This window comes from Pseudomonas sp. PVC-5-1 (genome assembly GCF_057444345.1).
Window position 1 is genome coordinate 650,073 of sequence record NZ_CM172024.1, and the last position, 14,219, is coordinate 664,291.

The window sequence follows — 14,219 nt, forward strand, 5'->3', positions numbered from 1 at the left end:
CAGGTCAACGGGGGCGGCAGACCCAGTGCAGGTAGCGGCCGAGCCCGGCGAAGCTGGGGTGTCGACGGTAGGCCAGTTCCATTTCCAGCAGGTCGAGCAGCTCGGCCTTGCCTTGGAATTCCTTGGGCATGTAGTCGTGGAACACCCGCACGCCACTTTCGCTTTCAACCTGCCACATAGGATCAAGTTGCGCCCTGAGTTCCCGTGGATCAAGCGGTTTTTGCGGGGTCAGGCTCTGCTTCTCACCTTCCAGCCGGTTGCTGCGCAACTTGCGGAAATGGCCCTTGAGCAGGTTGCGATAGACCAGGGCGTCGCGGTTGTAGAAGGCCAGCGACAGCCACCCGGAAGGGGCCGTGAGCTGGTGCAGCACCGGCAGGATGCTTTCGGGCTCGGCCAGCCATTCGAGCACGGCATGGCATAGCACCAGATCGTAGGGTTCGGTCAGCTGGCCAAGCAGGTCTTGCCAGGGGGCCTGGATGAAGGTGGCCGGTTGGCCGGCTTCGGCAAAGCGCGCCCGTGCGCCGTCGAGCATGGGCGCGGCGGGTTCGGCCAGGGTCAGCTGGTGGCCGCGCTGGGCCAGCCACAAAGCCATGTGACCCAACCCGGCACCGATGTCGAGGATGCGCAGCGGGCGGTCAGGCAGGGCTTCGGCCAGGTCGGCCTGCAGCACGGCCAGGCGGATCGCGCCCTTGGCGCCGCCGTAGATCTTTTCGGCAAAGCGGGTAGCCAGCTCATCGAAGTGACGGTCGTTCATCGGGCGAAGCGCCTCTCGCTGTCGGCCAGCTTGGCTCGCACTACCTGGTCCATGTCCAGGCCAAGTTCGCTGCACAGCAGCAACAGGTAGAGCACCACATCGCCGATTTCCTGGCCGGCATGGGCCAGCTTATCGGCTGGCAGCTGGCGCGATTGGTCTTCGCTCAGCCACTGGAAGATTTCCACCAGCTCGGCCATTTCGACACTGGCGGCCATGGCGAGGTTCTTCGGGCTGTGAAAGCCGCGCCAGTCGTTGTTGTCGCGGATCTGGTGCAGGCGTTGGGTGAGTTCTTGCAGATTCATCGGGGGTCTCCTAATGCTGCATAGCTTCTGCGCAGGCCCGATGCAAAGCAAGCGTATACCGCCAAGACAGACATGGTCCCTGTAGGAGCGGCCTTGTGTCGCGATGGGGCGCGAAGCGGCCCCGGCGATGCCAGCGGCGAAGCTGATAATTTGGGGCCGCTTCGCGCCCCATCGCGACACAAGGCCGCTCCTACAGAGGGGCCCAGCGCCCGAACATATGCAGAATCCCTCCATGCCCATCCAGCCGCAGCTCTCCCGCAGTCCCCGCCTCACTGGCACCGAGCACCACCTCCGATGGCAACCGCACCGGCTTGCGGAAATCCACCTCGAAGGCAAAGCCACTGTGCGGCAGGTGCCCGCGCAGTGCCGCCAGGGCCATGGCCTTGCTCCACATGCCATGGGCAATGGCCGTGGGGAAGCCGAACAGCCGCGCACTGGCCGCGCTGAGGTGGATCGGGTTGTAGTCCCCGCAAACCTTGGCATAACGCCGGCCGATATCGCTGTCGGCGTACCAGCGGGTCGCCTCTTGCAGCGCTTGCGGTTCGTCCTCGGCAGGCTCACCTGCCTGGCTTTCCAGCTTCAGCCCGCGCACCAGCATACGGCTGGTCTCGCGCCAGAGCAGGCCGATGCCGTCTTCGGCTTCGGTGACCAGGTCGAAGGTGCCGCCCTTGGCATGCGCTTGCAGATTGCCTGCATGCACCGCAAAGCGCAGCCCTTCGATACCGCCCAGCGGGCGCAGCACCTCGATGCGGTTGTGCAGGTGCACCAGGCCGAGCAGCGGGAAGGGGAAGTTTGGCGCGGTCATCAACTGCAGCTGCAGCGTGAACGCCATGACATGGGGATAAGTACCCGGCAGGCGGCCATCGTCGGTGAAGTGGCACAACCGTCGATAGGCGGCCAGGTTGCCCGGCTGGACGCGGATGAAGCAGCGCAGGCCGTCGTCCGGCAGCTGGTCGCCGCTGATGCTGCGCTTGCTGGCCGCGCGCAGGTACAGGCTGGTGCGCGAAGCCGGGCTGTGCAGGTCGTGCCAGTGTCGGCTCATGCTCAAGCCCCCATCAAGGCCTGGCCGCATACCCGCAGCACCTGGCCGTTGACTGCACCGGAGCCTGGCTGGCTGAGCCAGGCGATGGCTTCGGCGACATCCTGCGGGCGGCCGCCCTGGCCAAGCGAACTCAAGCGTCGCCCGGCCTCGCGCAGGCCCATGGGCATGGCGGCGGTCATGTGGGTTTCGATGAAACCGGGGGCCACGGCATTGATGCTGCCGCCGCGCTCGGCGAGCCGGGGTGCCCACGCTTGGGCCAGGCCGATCAGCCCGGCCTTGCTCGCGGCATAGTTGGCCTGCCCGCGGTTGCCGGCGATACCGCTGACCGAGGCCAGCAGGGTGATGCGCGCGTTTTCACCCAGGGCGCCGTTGTCGTACAGCGCCTGTGTCAGCACCTGCGGTGCCTTGAGGTTTACCGCCAGCACCGCGTCCCAGTATTCCGGGGTCATGTTGGCCAGGGTCTTGTCGCGTGTGATACCGGCGTTGTGCACCACGATGTCGACGCCGTCGGGCAGGGCCGCAAGCAGTTGCGTTGCCGCGTCGCCGGCGCAGATGTCCAGGGGCAGCGCCTTGCCACCCAGGCGTGCGGCCAGGGCGTCGAGGTCCTGGCTGGCTTGGGGCACATCCAGCAGCAGTACGTCGGCACCGTCCCGGGCCAGGGTTTCGGCAATGGCGGCACCGATGCCCCGCGCGGCACCGGTCACCAGGGCGCGGCGCCCAGCCAGCGGCCGGGTCCAGTCCTCGACCTGGCTGGCGCAGGCATGCAGGCGCAGCACCTGGCCAGAGATAAAAGCGCTTTTGGGCGAGAGGAAGAAGCGCAGGGCGCCTTCCAGCTGACCCTCCGCGCTTGGGCCGACATACAGCAACTGCGCGGTCGCACCGTTGCGCAGTTCCTTGGCCAGCGAGCGGCTGAAGCCTTCCAGGGCTCGTTGGGCAATGCTGGCCAACGGGTCGTCGAGGCTTTCTGGCGCGCGGCCCAGCAGCACCACATGGGCGCACGATGCCAGGCTGCGCAGCAGTGGCTGGAAAAATTCGCGCAACTGCTTCAACGCGTCGCTGTCGGACAGGTCACTGGCATCGAATACCACGGCCTTGATCTTCGGCCCCAGACCAGCCACCCATGCCTCGGCCTGGAGGTTGTCGGTATTGAAGCTGTAAAGCGTGTCGGTCAGGCGCGGGGCAATGGCTTCGACCTGGCTCGCCAGTGGCCCGCCACCCAGTACCAGGGCACCTTCGACCGGGCGCAGGCGGCCTGCCTGCCAACGCTCCAGCGGCGCTGGACGTGGCAGGCCAAGGGCATCCACAAGGCGGCGGCCGAGGTTGGAGTTGGCAAAGCCGAGGTAGCGATCGCTCATGAGTGGGTCTCCCGGAAGGCAAGCTTGAAAGTGTGGACCAACTTTGTGGCAAGGTCGTTCGAATGCGGCAAAAACACCTAGGCTGTACGGATCAAATTGTTTCAGGAGGAACAAGCGCATGCGTTCACTTCGCCGGGTCGCGATCCTGGGCGGCAACCGAATTCCCTTCGCCCGTTCCAATGGCGCCTACGCCACGGCCAGCAACCAGGCGATGCTCACCGTCGCCCTCGAAGGGCTGATCGAACGCTACCGCTTGCATGGGTTGCGCATGGGGGAGGTGGTGGCTGGCGCTGTGCTCAAGCACTCGCGAGACATGAACCTGACACGTGAGTGCGTGCTGGGTTCGCGCCTGTCGCCGCTGACGCCAGCCTATGACATCCAGCAAGCCTGCGGGACGGGGCTAGAGGCGGCACTGCTGGTGGCCAACAAGATTGCCCTGGGGCAGATCGACTGCGGCATAGCCGGCGGTGTGGACACCACCTCCGATGCGCCGATTGCGGTCAACGAAGGCCTGCGCCACATCTTGCTGCAGGCCAACCGCGGCAAAAGCCTGGGCGAGCGGCTAAAGCCATTCCTCAAGCTGCGCCCTCACCACCTGAAACCCGAATTGCCGCGCAACGGCGAGCCGCGCACCGGTTTGTCTATGGGCGAGCATTGCGAACGCATGGCCCAGGCCTGGCGCATTGGCCGTGCCGAGCAGGACGAGCTGGCGCTGCTGAGCCACCAGGCGCTGGCTGCCGCGTACGCCGAAGGGTGGCAGGATGACCTGCTGACGCCGTTTCTGTCGTTGACCCGTGATAACAACCTGCGCCCCGACCTGACGCTGGAACAATTGGCCAAGCTCAAGCCAGCCTTCGACCGCAGCGGGCAGGGCACGCTGACGGCGGGCAACTCCACACCGCTGACCGATGGTGCTTCGCTGGTGTTGCTGGGCAGCGAGGAATGGGCCGAGCAGCAGGGGCTGTCGGTGCTGGCCTATCTGGTCGATGGTGAAACCGCTGCGGTGGATTTCGTTACTGGTCGCGAAGGGCTGTTGATGGCGCCGGTGTATGCGGTGCCGCGGCTGTTGGCGCGCAATGGCCTGACGCTGCAGGACTTTGACTATTACGAGATTCACGAAGCCTTTGCTGCCCAGGTGCTGTGCACGCTCAAGGCCTGGGAAGATGCCGATTATTGCCGCGAACGGCTGGGGCTGGATGCGCCGCTCGGGGCGATTGACCGCAGCAAGCTCAACGTCAAGGGCAGTTCGCTGGCGGCCGGGCACCCGTTTGCCGCGACCGGGGGGCGGATATTGGCCAACCTGGCCAAGCTGCTGGCGAGGTCGGGGAAGGGGCGGGGGTTGATATCGATCTGCGCTGCGGGTGGGCAGGGGGTGACCGTCATCGTCGAGCGCTGAGCTGTTAGGCTTGTCTGGTCAGAACTAAAAGAAACCACCATGCCCATCATCGGACACCCCCGCCCCATTCCGGCGCTGGACCACCTGCCCAGGCCGCTCTATGCACGAGCCGAAAGTCTTGGCGCCGGCTCCTGGACCACCCGCCACCAGCACGACTGGGTGCAGTTTTCCTATGCCATCAGCGGCGTCCTCGGGGTGTATACCCAGGAAGGCAGCTACTTCGCCCCGCCCCAGTGGGGCGTGTGGATACCAGCCGATGCCGAACACGAAGTGGTCACCTCTATGCAGGCCGAAATGCGCAGCCTTTACGTGCGCCGGGATGCCTGCCCGTGGGCCCCGGAGCAATGCCGGGTACTGGAAGTGACCCCGTTGGCGCGCGAACTGATCAAGCAGTTCTGCCTGTTCCCGGCAGACTACCCGGAGGGTGACAGCGCCGAGGCGCGGCTGGTGGCGGTGTTGCTCGACCAGTTGCGCATGCTGCCCGAGGTCGGTTTTTCGCTGCCACTGCCACGGCACCCGGGGTTGCTGGCGCTGTGCAATGGGCTGATCGCTGCACCGGACCAGTCGCAGACCTTGCAGCAGTGGGCGCGAGAACTGGGGTGCTCGGAGAAGACGCTGATGCGGCTGTTCCAGCGGGAGACGGGCTTGAGTTTTCGCAACTGGCGGCAGCGTATGCGGCTGTTGTCATCGCTGGCGCTGCTGGAGGCGGGGGAGAGTGTGACCGAGGCGGCGTTGGGGTGTGGGTATGACTCCACCTCGGCTTACATTGCGGCGTTCAAGCAATTGTTCGGTGCGACGCCGGGGGAATTGAGGCTTTAGTGATTGGTCGCCTGTGCCGTCCTCTTCGCGGGCGCGCCCGCTCCCACAGGATCGCCGCAGCTTTGCAAGCTGTGCAGTACCTGTGGGAGCGGGCGTGCCCGCGAAGAGGCCGGCGCAGGCAACACATCAGGTACGGAACCTGCGCACCAGTGCATCCAGCTCATTGGACAACCCGGCCAGGCTCTCCGAATCCATCCGCGCCGCCTGGGCCAGTTCGGCCACCAGTTGCGCATCGCCGTGAATCTGGCTGATGTGCCGGTTGATGTCTTCGGCCACCTGGTGCTGCTCTTCGGCCGCCGTGGCAATCTGGGTGTTCATGTCGCGGATCACATCCACCGACTCGCGGATCTGCCCGAAGCTGTCACGGGCCAGGCCGATGCGGCTCACCGACTGCTGCGAAACCTCCAGGCTGGCGTGCATCTGTGCGGCCACCTCGGCAGTGCGGTTGGCCAGGTTGCCCAGCAGGCCGTCGATCTCTGCGGTGGAGTCGGCAGTGCGCTTGGCCAGCGCCCGCACTTCGTCGGCAACCACGGCAAAGCCACGGCCCTGCTCGCCGGCACGGGCCGCTTCGATGGCGGCGTTGAGTGCCAGCAGGTTGGTTTGCTCGGCAATCGAGCGGATGGTGCCGAGGATCGACTGGATGGCGTTGCTGTCACGCTCCAGCTGCTGGATCGACTGCGCCGACTGTTCTATCTCCTGGCTCAGGCGGTCAACGCTATGTACCGCGGCATCGATTTGCTGCTGGCCTTCGCGGGCCTGTTGCTGGCCGCTGTCGGCCGACTGTGCCGCCTGGCTGCAGGAACGTGCCACTTCGTTGGCGGTGGCGACCATTTCGTGGAAGGCGGTAGAGACCATGTCCACCGCTTCGCGCTGGCGGCCTGCGGCTTCGGCCATGTCGCTGGAAACGCGGGTCGAGCTGCTGGAGGTGCTGAGTATCTTGCTGGCGGCAGCCCCGATGTGCTGGATCAGGCTGCGAATGGCACCGAGGAACTGGTTGAACCAGCTGGCCAGTTGTGCGGTTTCGTCGCGGCCACGGATTTCCAGGTTGCGGGTCAGGTCGCCCTCGCCCTGGGCGATATCTTCCAGGCCGCTGGTGACGCTGTTGATCGGGCGCACGATCAGCTTGGCGAAGGTGGCACCGACCACGGCGAACAGCGCGGCCAGTACCAGGGCCACCACGCCGATCAGCCAAGTCAGGCGGGTGGTGGTCTGCATCACTTCGCTTTGTTCGATCAGGCCGATCAGGGTCCAGCCCAGCTGTTCGTCCGGGTAGATGTTGGCCATGTAGCGCACGCCATTCAGTTCCACTTCGGCCAGCCCCTTGCCGTGCTTGGCCAGCTCGGCGTACCCGTCGCCAAAGCTCGCCAGTTGCTTGAAGTTATGCTTGGCGTCACGAGGGTCGACCAATACGTTGCCGTTGTTTTCCACCAGTAGCACGTAGCCGCTTTCGCCCAGCTTGATCTGCTGGACGATCTCGGTAAGGCCTTTGAGCGAGACGTCGACGTTGACCACGCCACCAGGGTTGCCCAGTTGGTTGGCGACGGTGCGCACGGTGCTGACCAGCACGGCGTCGTCGGCAGCCCAGTAGTAGGCGCCGGTACGCAAGGTCTTGCCAGGGTTGGCCATTGCCAATTGGTACCAGGGGCGGGTGCGCGGGTCGTAATTGACGAACTTCTGCCCGGCCGGCCAGCCGACATAGCCACCGTCATTCACCCCGTAGGATAGGTACGCATAGCTGGGATGCGTGGTGGCCAGGCGGGTCATGAACTCCAGCAGCTTGTTGGCCTGGTCGCCCAATTCGTAGGACGGGGTTGCGCTCATGTACTTGTTCAGTTCGCTACCCGTGGCGGCGACCATCGGCTGCGCAGCCAGGTACTCGACGTTCTGGTTGATGCCCTGGAAGAAGATGTTCATCGCGTTGCTGACCTGGCGGATTTCCCGGCTGCTGCCATCGAGGAATCCGTCGCGGGCTTCGCCACGCAGGTTGAGGACCACCAGGGTGGCCACAAGGATGATGGGCAAGCTGGCGATGACCGCGAATGCCCAGGTCAGTTTCTGTTTGATGCTCATCGACGCTCCCGGATTTGTTATTTTCGACACACGAGGCAGGTAACAATTGCATCGGCAGCATCCGGGTTTAATGTAGGAAAACGCCCGTATTTATTGGATAAAGTCGCAGTTGGTGACTATTCGGTCGTGTTTGGACGTATATGGCATACCAAACGTTGCGGGTGGCTCAGTGACAGCAGCCATTAGCAGAGCCATTGGCCAGATCCTTGAGGATCGGGCAGTCCGGGCGCTCGTCTCCCTGGCAGTGCGATACCAGTTCGCCAAGGGTGTCGCGCAGGCTCACCAGCTCTTCGATGCGCCGGTTCAGCTCATCGATGTGTTGCATGGCCAGCGCTTTCACATCGGCGCTGGCACGCTGGCGGTCCTGCCACAAGGTCAACAGCTTGCCGACCTCCTCGAGGGAAAAGCCCAGGTCGCGGGAGCGCTTGATGAAGGCCAGGCTGTGCAAGTCTTCCGCCTGGTAAAGGCGGTAGCCGCTGTCACTGCGCGTGGCGGGTTTGAGCAGGCCGATGGACTCGTAGTAACGGATCATCTTGGTGCTGAGCCCGCTGCGGCGGGCGGCCTGGCCGATGTTCATGGAGCCTCCTGGGTGTTGCTGGTGGGTTTCCACGCCTTGAGCCACAGTGCGTTGCTCACCACGCTGACGCTGGACAGGGCCATGGCGGCGCCGGCCAGTACCGGGTTGAGGTAACCCAGCGCGGCCAGCGGGATGCCGATCAGGTTATAGATGAACGCCCAGAACAGGTTCTGGCGGATCTTCGCATAGGTCTTGCGGCTGATCTCCAGGGCGGCCGGTACCAGGCGTGGGTCGCCGCGCATCAGGGTGATGCCGGCGGCCTGCATGGCCACGTCGGTACCGCCCCCCATGGCAATGCCGATATCGGCGGCGGCCAGCGCCGGCGCATCATTGATGCCATCCCCGACCATGGCGACCACGCCATCCTGCTTGAGTGCAGTCACGGTCGCGGCCTTGTCGGCCGGCAGCACTTCGGCATGCACGTCGTCGATGCCCAGGGCATCGGCCACCACTTTGGCGCTGCCGCGGTTGTCGCCGGTCAGCAGGTGGCTGCTGATGTGTTGCGCATGCAGGGTATCGATTGCCTGCGCGGCGCCGGGCTTGAGGCTGTCACCAAAGGCGAACAAGCCCAGCACACGCGGCTGCGCGCCGCGTTCGATAAGCCATGACAGAGTGCGCCCCTCGGCTTCCCAGGCCTGGGCCTTGGCGGCCAGGTCGCCGGGTGGCAGGGCGCTTTCATCGAGCAGGCGGCGGTTGCCCAGGGCCAACTCGCGGCCTTCCACGCGCCCGGCAATACCACGCCCGGTCAGCGACTGGCTGTCGGCAACGCCAGGCACGTCCAGGCCCTGTTCGGCACAGGCATCCAGTACCGCCTTGGCCAGCGGGTGTTCGCTGCCGCGCTGCAGGGCACCGGCCAGGCGGTGCAGGTCGGCGCTGCTGCCCACCTGCGCCTGGCTGTGGACAACGCGCGGGCTGCCGGAGGTGAGGGTGCCGGTCTTGTCGAACACCACGCGGTTGACCGCATGGGCGCGCTCCAGGGCTTCGGCGTCCTTGATCAGGATGCCATGGCGGGCGGCGACCCCGGTGCCGGCCATGATCGCGGCGGGTGTGGCCAGGCCGAGGGCGCAGGGGCAGGCGATGACCAGTACCGCGACGGCATTGATCAGCGCGGTTTCCAGTGGCGCGCCAGCCAGCCACCAACCGACCAGGGTGATCAGCGCCAGTACCAGCACGGCCGGGACGAATACCTGGCTGACCCGGTCGACCAGCTTCTGGATCGGTGCCTTGGCCGCCTGGGCGTCTTCCACCAGGCGGATGATGCGTGCCAGCACGGTTTCGGTACCCAGTGCCTGGGTGCGTACCAGCAGCCGGCCTTCGCCGTTGATAGCGCCACCGGTGACCCTGTCCCCTGGCTGCTTGGGCACCGGCAGGCTCTCGCCGCTGATCAAGGCTTCATCGGCATGGCTGCTGCCGTCTTCCACCACGCCATCGACCGGGAAGCGCTCGCCGGGTTTGACCAGTACCAGGTCGCCGAGGCGCAGTTGTGCAATGGCCACGTCCTCTTCCTGGCCATCGACCAGGCGCACGGCCTGTTCCGGGCGAAGGGCTTCGAGGGCACGGATGGCGCTGGCAGTCTGGCGCTTGGCACGGCTTTCCAGGTACTTGCCCAGCAGCACCAGGGCAATCACCACGGCCGAAGCTTCGAAGTACAGGTGAGGGGCCATGCCGGCGGGGGCTTGCGCCCACTGGTACAGGCTCAGGCCGTAGCCGGCGCTGGTGCCCAGGGCTACCAGCAGGTCCATGTTGCCAGTCCCGGCGCGCACGGCTTTCCAGGCGGCCACGTAGAACCGCGCGCCGAGAATGAACTGCACCGGTGTGGCCAGCAGGAACTGCACCCACGCTGGCAACATCCAGTGCACGCCAAACGGCTGCACCAGCATTGGCACCACCAACGGCAGGGCGAGCAGCAACGCTGCGCCGACCGCCAGGCGTTCGTTACGCAGGCGGTGCTGGGCAGCGTGCTGGTCGTCCTTGGCGGTTTGCGGCAGGCTGGCGCTGTAGCCGGCCTTTTGCACGGCGTCGATCAGCAGGTTGTCGTCGAGGGCCGCGAGCACTTCGAGGTGAGCGCGTTCGCTGGCCAGGTTGACGCTGACCCGTTCAACACCCGGCAGCTTGCCGAGAGCGCGCTCTACGCGGCCGACGCAACTGGCGCAGGTCATGCCGCCAATCTGCAGTTCGACGGTGCGGGTGGGCACGCCATAGCCGGCTTCGCGTATGGCCTCGACCAGCGCGGGCAGACTGTTGGCCGGGGCCTGGACCCGGGCCTGTTCGGTGGCGAGGTTGACGCTGACCTGTTCAGTGCCGGTGACCTTGCGAAGGGCGCGTTCGACCCGGCCGGCACAACTGGCGCAGGTCATGCCGGAGATCGGCAGGTCGTATGTGGTGGATGCGGGCATGGCTCTCCTCCTTGGACAGGCCTCCAGCATCAACCTTGCCACGCAGGTAAGGTCAATAGCCCAGGCCGGCTCGCTTCAACTCCAGCCCATATTGCCCCATGGCGATGCGGTATTTGTTGATCTGGCCCGCCTGCAGGTTCAGTCGTGTGCTGCGTTGGTCCTCGACACCCGGGGCGCAGCCGGGCATTTGCCCGGGCAGCAGGCGCAGGCGCACGTCCACCGGGCCGGGCGGCAGGTTGAACGAGGTGGACTGCTCCTGGAACACGCGCCCGGAGAGCTGGTCGTTGAGGTAGATGCCGATTTCGCAACTGGTGGCCACCTCCAGACGCTCCCGGGAAATGATCAGCACGCTGTAGTCCGAGTTGCCCTCGGCGCTGGCCGGTGGCACTGCAGCCAGCGTGCTCAATAGCCCGACGACGCCCAATGCTGCCCTGAACATGAAGAATCTCCTGCTTGCCTGATCATCAAAGGCGCAGCTTGGCCGACGCGCGCGCGGATTTCCACCCCGGCTGGTGTCGGCAAGTCTTGACCTTGCCCCGATGGCAAGCTTGAGACTTGTGGAAAACCTGAAGGAGGTAACCCCCATGCAAGTGTTCAATGTACAAGGCATGACCTGTGGCCATTGCGTGAAAGCCGTGACCCGGGCGGTGCAGGAACAGGATGCCGCGGCCAAGGTGGAGGTCGATCTGGCGGCCAGGCAGGTACGGGTGCAGAGCGAGTTGGCTCAGGAGCAGATCCTCACGGCCATTCGCGATGAGGGTTATCAGGTCGAGGCGGCCTGAATACTGACCTGTGGGAGCGGGCGTGCCCGCGAACACCGGCGTAGCCGGTGCCATCCACCGCGCCGCCTGATTCGCGGGCACGCCCGCTCCCACAGAGGGCGCTCCAGGCTCGGTATTGTTGCAAATGTTTTCATGTCGATAGGGCCCGCAGCAGGTAGAATCGAGCACTTGCTTAGCCTGCTATGGATTCCTGATGAACCTGCGAATGGTGCTCATCCTGGGCGCACTCAGTGCGTTCGGGCCCTTGGCGATCGACTTCTACCTGCCCGCCTTCCCGGCCATGGCGCAGGCGTTCGCCACCGATGAAAAACACGTCCAGGCCACTTTGGCCGCCTACTTCCTTGGCCTGTCCATCGGGCAACTGGCCTACGGGCCGGTGGCTGACCGCTTTGGCCGACGCAAGCCGCTGATGTTCGGGGTGACCCTGTTCACCCTGGCGTCACTGGCCTGTGCCTATGCCCCCAACCTCGATACCCTGGTGCTGGCGCGGTTTGTCCAGGCGTTGGGCGGTTGCGCCGGGATGGTGCTTTCGCGGGCCATCGTCAGTGACAAGTGCGACCCGGTGGCCTCGGCCAAAGTGTTCTCGCAGCTGATGCTAGTCATGGGCCTGGCGCCAATCCTGGCACCGATGCTGGGCGGGGTGCTGGTGAACGTGGCCGGCTGGCAATCGATCTTCCTCGCCCTGAGCCTGTTCAGTGCCGGCTGCCTGCTGGCGGTCAGCCTGGGCCTGCCGGAAAGCCTGCCCGAGCACATACCGCGGCAACCGCTGTCTGGCGCCATGCGCCAATACTTGCGCCTGTTCGCTGACCGGGTGTTCGTCGGCCATGCCCTGACCGGTGGTATCGCCATCGCCGGCATGTTTGCCTACATCGCCGGTTCACCTTTCGTGTTCATCAAGCTCTACGGCGTGCCGGCCGAGCATTACGGCTGGTTGTTCGGCACCAATGCCGCCGGCTTCATCCTGGTGGCGCAGGTGAATGCACGCTTGCTGGCCAAGCGCGGGCCGGCGTTTCTGTTGGCGCGTGCGGTGTGGCTGTACCTGGCTGCGGGCCTGGTGTTGCTGGCCGTGGCGGCAACGCGGCCAACACAGCTGTGGCCACTGCTGGTACCGCTGTTCGTCTGCATCTCCAGCCTTGGCTGCATCATCCCCAACGCCTCTGCCTGTGCCATGAGCGGGCAGGGCGCTCGGGCTGGCAGTGCCTCGGCGCTGATGGGCTGCCTGCAGTTCAGCGTTGCCGCCGGTGCAGCGGCGCTGGTGGGGCTGCTGCATGATGGCAGTGCGGTACCGATGGCGCTGGTGATCAGCCTGTGCGGGGCGCTGGTGGTCAGTGTCGCGCTGCTGACCCGACGCTTGCCGGCCAAGGCTCCCGCATAAGCGGGTGAGGTGCCTGCAGGCGGGTTTCCAACGTGGCGACGAAGGCACGCGCCTCGGCCTCGCTGCGGAAACTGACCACGTGTTGATCGAGCTGGACCTGCCAGGGGCAGGCGGGGTTTCGGCTCGACGCACTGACGACAATTTTCATCGCGGCATACCTCCAAAGGGGGGAGAGCGGATGAAGTGTAGCGCTGCACCTTCTGCCTGCCATGACCTGCATCAGTGTCCTGACTGACGGTCGGCAAGAACGTTTTCTACATGTTTTTTCCAGCTTGGGGTGCAATGCCTGCAAGCACGTGGAACCTTCGCTTTGGCTTGCGCTACTTGTGGAAATTGCTTGTCGGCCGCGTCCGAAGTTGCATCCGGTGTTTTTTCCGCCTGTCGTTCCCGGGCTCCTGCCATGTGTGCCGGGCTGCTTGCCCACGCGGTCCGGGCAGCTTTCACGCACTGTTCCGCTGCCTGCCATGGGTAGGCATACCCAGTGGTATTTTGCCTGTGGCACCACTGCGCGGCGCTGCCTGAATGGCGTTTTTTGCGGCTTATACTGGCGAACCAGGCCAGTGCCAGCGAGAGGCGCTTCCCTGCCAGGGGTGGCCATCGCATCCACACAGTGAACTTGCAGGGAGTTACAGGGACATGAACGCAGCCAGCAGTATCAGCCAGATTGCCAGCCTGATGGCCGACCCCAAGCGCAGTGCCATGTTGTGGGCATTGATCGACGGCACGCCGCGGCTGGCCAACGAGCTCGCGGTAATGACAGGCCTGACCTCGTCATCGGCCTGCGCTCATCTTTCGTTGTTGTCGTCGGCCGGTTTGCTCCGGCACGAAGCGCGGGGGCGCAAGCGCTACTTCCGGCTGGCCACCCCGCAAGTCGGGGCAGCGGTGGAGGCCCTGGCCAGTGTCCAGTTGGAGAGTGCCAGGGGGGAGCGGGCCAAGGCACCGGTATCACCGCTGCCCATGTCGATACGCAGGGCGCGTCGCTGTGGCGATCACCTGGGTGGGGAACTGGCCGGTGAGCTGTATCACCGTCTGGTGGTGGCCGGCTGGCTGGAGGGTAGTGGTCGGCAGTTGATGGTAAGCGAAGAGGGGCGGACGCAGCTGGCTTTGGTCGGGGTCTACATCGATGCCTTGGCGCCGCACCAGCAACGTGGCTGCGTGATCTGCCGCTGCACCGAGTGGAACGACCAGGGGCCGCACCTGGGCGGCGTGCTGGGGCAGGCCTTGTTCCGGCTGTTCCTGCAATCTGGCTGGATGCGCGAGGCCGAGGACTCGCGGGCATTGCATATTTCTGCGTTGGGTATCCAGCAGATCAATCGCATTGCCCGCGTGCCGACGTTGCAGGTAGGTTGAC

The 14,219-nt window shown here is 65.2% G+C and carries 14 protein-coding genes and 1 pseudogene; 5 read left to right on the forward strand and 10 right to left on the reverse strand.

Annotated features, from left to right (window positions below; translation table 11 throughout):
• Window positions 1-4 precede the first annotated feature (4 nt).
• The 4 genes from AC2T3R_RS02925 to AC2T3R_RS02940 all read right to left on the reverse strand — a co-directional run bounded on the left by AC2T3R_RS02925 (window position 5) and on the right by AC2T3R_RS02940 (window position 3,453).
• Window positions 5-754 carry a methyltransferase domain-containing protein gene (locus tag AC2T3R_RS02925; RefSeq protein WP_015268825.1) on the reverse strand — a complete coding sequence of 250 codons (750 nt, stop codon included), beginning with the start codon at window positions 752-754 and terminating at the stop codon, window positions 5-7.
• Window positions 751-1,056, reverse strand: a complete 306-nt coding sequence (locus AC2T3R_RS02930) for a MazG-like family protein (RefSeq protein ID WP_013970728.1) — start codon at window positions 1,054-1,056, stop codon at window positions 751-753. The genes AC2T3R_RS02925 and AC2T3R_RS02930 overlap by 4 nt, the downstream gene beginning before the upstream one ends.
• A 190-nt stretch (window positions 1,057-1,246) precedes the next feature.
• The gene (locus tag AC2T3R_RS02935) at window positions 1,247-2,098 is read right to left on the reverse strand and encodes a MaoC family dehydratase (protein WP_486744621.1); all 852 of its coding nucleotides are present in this window, start codon (window positions 2,096-2,098) and stop codon (window positions 1,247-1,249) included.
• Window positions 2,099-2,100: 2 nt separating this feature from the next.
• Entirely contained in the window at window positions 2,101-3,453 is a 1,353-nt protein-coding gene (locus tag AC2T3R_RS02940) for a 3-oxoacyl-ACP reductase (RefSeq protein ID WP_486744622.1), read from the reverse strand.
• 118 nt (window positions 3,454-3,571) lie between these two features.
• On the opposite strand from AC2T3R_RS02940, the gene AC2T3R_RS02945 reads away from it, so the two are divergent.
• The gene (locus AC2T3R_RS02945) at window positions 3,572-4,849 is read left to right on the forward strand and encodes an acetyl-CoA C-acetyltransferase (protein WP_023662416.1); all 1,278 of its coding nucleotides are present in this window, start codon (window positions 3,572-3,574) and stop codon (window positions 4,847-4,849) included.
• Window positions 4,850-4,888: 39 nt separating this feature from the next.
• Window positions 4,889-5,668, forward strand: coding sequence for an AraC family transcriptional regulator (locus AC2T3R_RS02950; RefSeq protein ID WP_039614661.1), 780 nt, complete (start codon window positions 4,889-4,891; stop codon window positions 5,666-5,668).
• A 126-nt stretch (window positions 5,669-5,794) separates the two neighbouring features.
• Here AC2T3R_RS02950 and AC2T3R_RS02955 read toward each other — a convergent pair whose 3' ends face one another.
• From AC2T3R_RS02955 to AC2T3R_RS02975, 5 genes and pseudogenes are all read right to left on the reverse strand, one after another.
• Window positions 5,795-6,562, reverse strand: a complete 768-nt coding sequence (locus tag AC2T3R_RS02955; RefSeq protein WP_410953671.1) for a methyl-accepting chemotaxis protein — start codon at window positions 6,560-6,562, stop codon at window positions 5,795-5,797.
• 90 nt (window positions 6,563-6,652) lie between these two features.
• Window positions 6,653-7,738 (reverse strand): annotated as a pseudogene (locus AC2T3R_RS02960) (HAMP domain-containing protein); the annotation flags it as partial.
• 166 nt (window positions 7,739-7,904) lie between these two features.
• A complete protein-coding gene (gene cueR, locus AC2T3R_RS02965) occupies window positions 7,905-8,315 on the reverse strand; it encodes a Cu(I)-responsive transcriptional regulator (RefSeq protein WP_061303951.1) in 411 nt (136 codons plus the stop codon).
• Window positions 8,312-10,711, reverse strand: a complete 2,400-nt coding sequence (locus tag AC2T3R_RS02970) for a heavy metal translocating P-type ATPase (RefSeq protein WP_486744623.1) — start codon at window positions 10,709-10,711, stop codon at window positions 8,312-8,314. Before AC2T3R_RS02970 ends, cueR begins: the two co-directional genes overlap by 4 nt.
• Before the next feature lie 52 nt (window positions 10,712-10,763).
• Window positions 10,764-11,150, reverse strand: a complete 387-nt coding sequence (locus AC2T3R_RS02975) for a hypothetical protein (protein WP_061303955.1) — start codon at window positions 11,148-11,150, stop codon at window positions 10,764-10,766.
• A gap of 145 nt (window positions 11,151-11,295) precedes the next feature.
• On the opposite strand from AC2T3R_RS02975, the gene AC2T3R_RS02980 reads away from it, so the two are divergent.
• Together AC2T3R_RS02980 and AC2T3R_RS02985 are read left to right on the forward strand one after the other, a co-directional pair.
• Window positions 11,296-11,493 (forward strand): heavy-metal-associated domain-containing protein, encoded by a 198-nt coding sequence (locus tag AC2T3R_RS02980; RefSeq protein ID WP_410953670.1) that lies wholly within the window; start codon window positions 11,296-11,298, stop codon window positions 11,491-11,493.
• 193 nt (window positions 11,494-11,686) lie between these two features.
• Complete coding sequence (locus AC2T3R_RS02985; RefSeq protein ID WP_123085630.1) at window positions 11,687-12,868, forward strand: multidrug effflux MFS transporter; 1,182 nt, start codon at window positions 11,687-11,689, stop codon at window positions 12,866-12,868.
• Here the strand turns inward: AC2T3R_RS02985 and AC2T3R_RS02990 are convergent.
• A complete protein-coding gene (locus AC2T3R_RS02990) occupies window positions 12,819-13,016 on the reverse strand; it encodes a hypothetical protein (RefSeq protein WP_075044510.1) in 198 nt (65 codons plus the stop codon). The genes AC2T3R_RS02985 and AC2T3R_RS02990 overlap by 50 nt on opposite strands.
• 488 nt (window positions 13,017-13,504) lie before the next feature.
• Here AC2T3R_RS02990 and AC2T3R_RS02995 point away from each other — a divergent pair, with 488 nt between their 5' ends.
• Window positions 13,505-14,218, forward strand: coding sequence for an ArsR/SmtB family transcription factor (locus AC2T3R_RS02995; RefSeq protein WP_013970739.1), 714 nt, complete (start codon window positions 13,505-13,507; stop codon window positions 14,216-14,218).
• Window position 14,219: the final 1 nt, after the last annotated feature.

Coding starts and splice junctions, on each gene's coding strand:
- AC2T3R_RS02925 (WP_015268825.1), bottom strand. CDS start 754: ATGAACGACCGTCACTTCGATGAGCTGGCTACCCGCTTTGCCGAAAAG.
- AC2T3R_RS02955 (WP_410953671.1), bottom strand. CDS start 6,562: ATGGCCGAAGCCGCAGGCCGCCAGCGCGAAGCGGTGGACATGGTCTCT.
- AC2T3R_RS02995 (WP_013970739.1), top strand. CDS start 13,505: ATGAACGCAGCCAGCAGTATCAGCCAGATTGCCAGCCTGATGGCCGAC.
- AC2T3R_RS02980 (WP_410953670.1), top strand. CDS start 11,296: ATGCAAGTGTTCAATGTACAAGGCATGACCTGTGGCCATTGCGTGAAA.
- AC2T3R_RS02950 (WP_039614661.1), top strand. CDS start 4,889: ATGCCCATCATCGGACACCCCCGCCCCATTCCGGCGCTGGACCACCTG.
- AC2T3R_RS02970 (WP_486744623.1), bottom strand. CDS start 10,711: ATGCCCGCATCCACCACATACGACCTGCCGATCTCCGGCATGACCTGC.
- AC2T3R_RS02985 (WP_123085630.1), top strand. CDS start 11,687: ATGAACCTGCGAATGGTGCTCATCCTGGGCGCACTCAGTGCGTTCGGG.
- AC2T3R_RS02940 (WP_486744622.1), bottom strand. CDS start 3,453: ATGAGCGATCGCTACCTCGGCTTTGCCAACTCCAACCTCGGCCGCCGC.
- cueR (WP_061303951.1), bottom strand. CDS start 8,315: ATGAACATCGGCCAGGCCGCCCGCCGCAGCGGGCTCAGCACCAAGATG.
- AC2T3R_RS02935 (WP_486744621.1), bottom strand. CDS start 2,098: ATGAGCCGACACTGGCACGACCTGCACAGCCCGGCTTCGCGCACCAGC.
- AC2T3R_RS02930 (WP_013970728.1), bottom strand. CDS start 1,056: ATGAATCTGCAAGAACTCACCCAACGCCTGCACCAGATCCGCGACAAC.
- AC2T3R_RS02945 (WP_023662416.1), top strand. CDS start 3,572: ATGCGTTCACTTCGCCGGGTCGCGATCCTGGGCGGCAACCGAATTCCC.
- AC2T3R_RS02975 (WP_061303955.1), bottom strand. CDS start 11,150: ATGTTCAGGGCAGCATTGGGCGTCGTCGGGCTATTGAGCACGCTGGCT.
- AC2T3R_RS02990 (WP_075044510.1), bottom strand. CDS start 13,016: ATGAAAATTGTCGTCAGTGCGTCGAGCCGAAACCCCGCCTGCCCCTGG.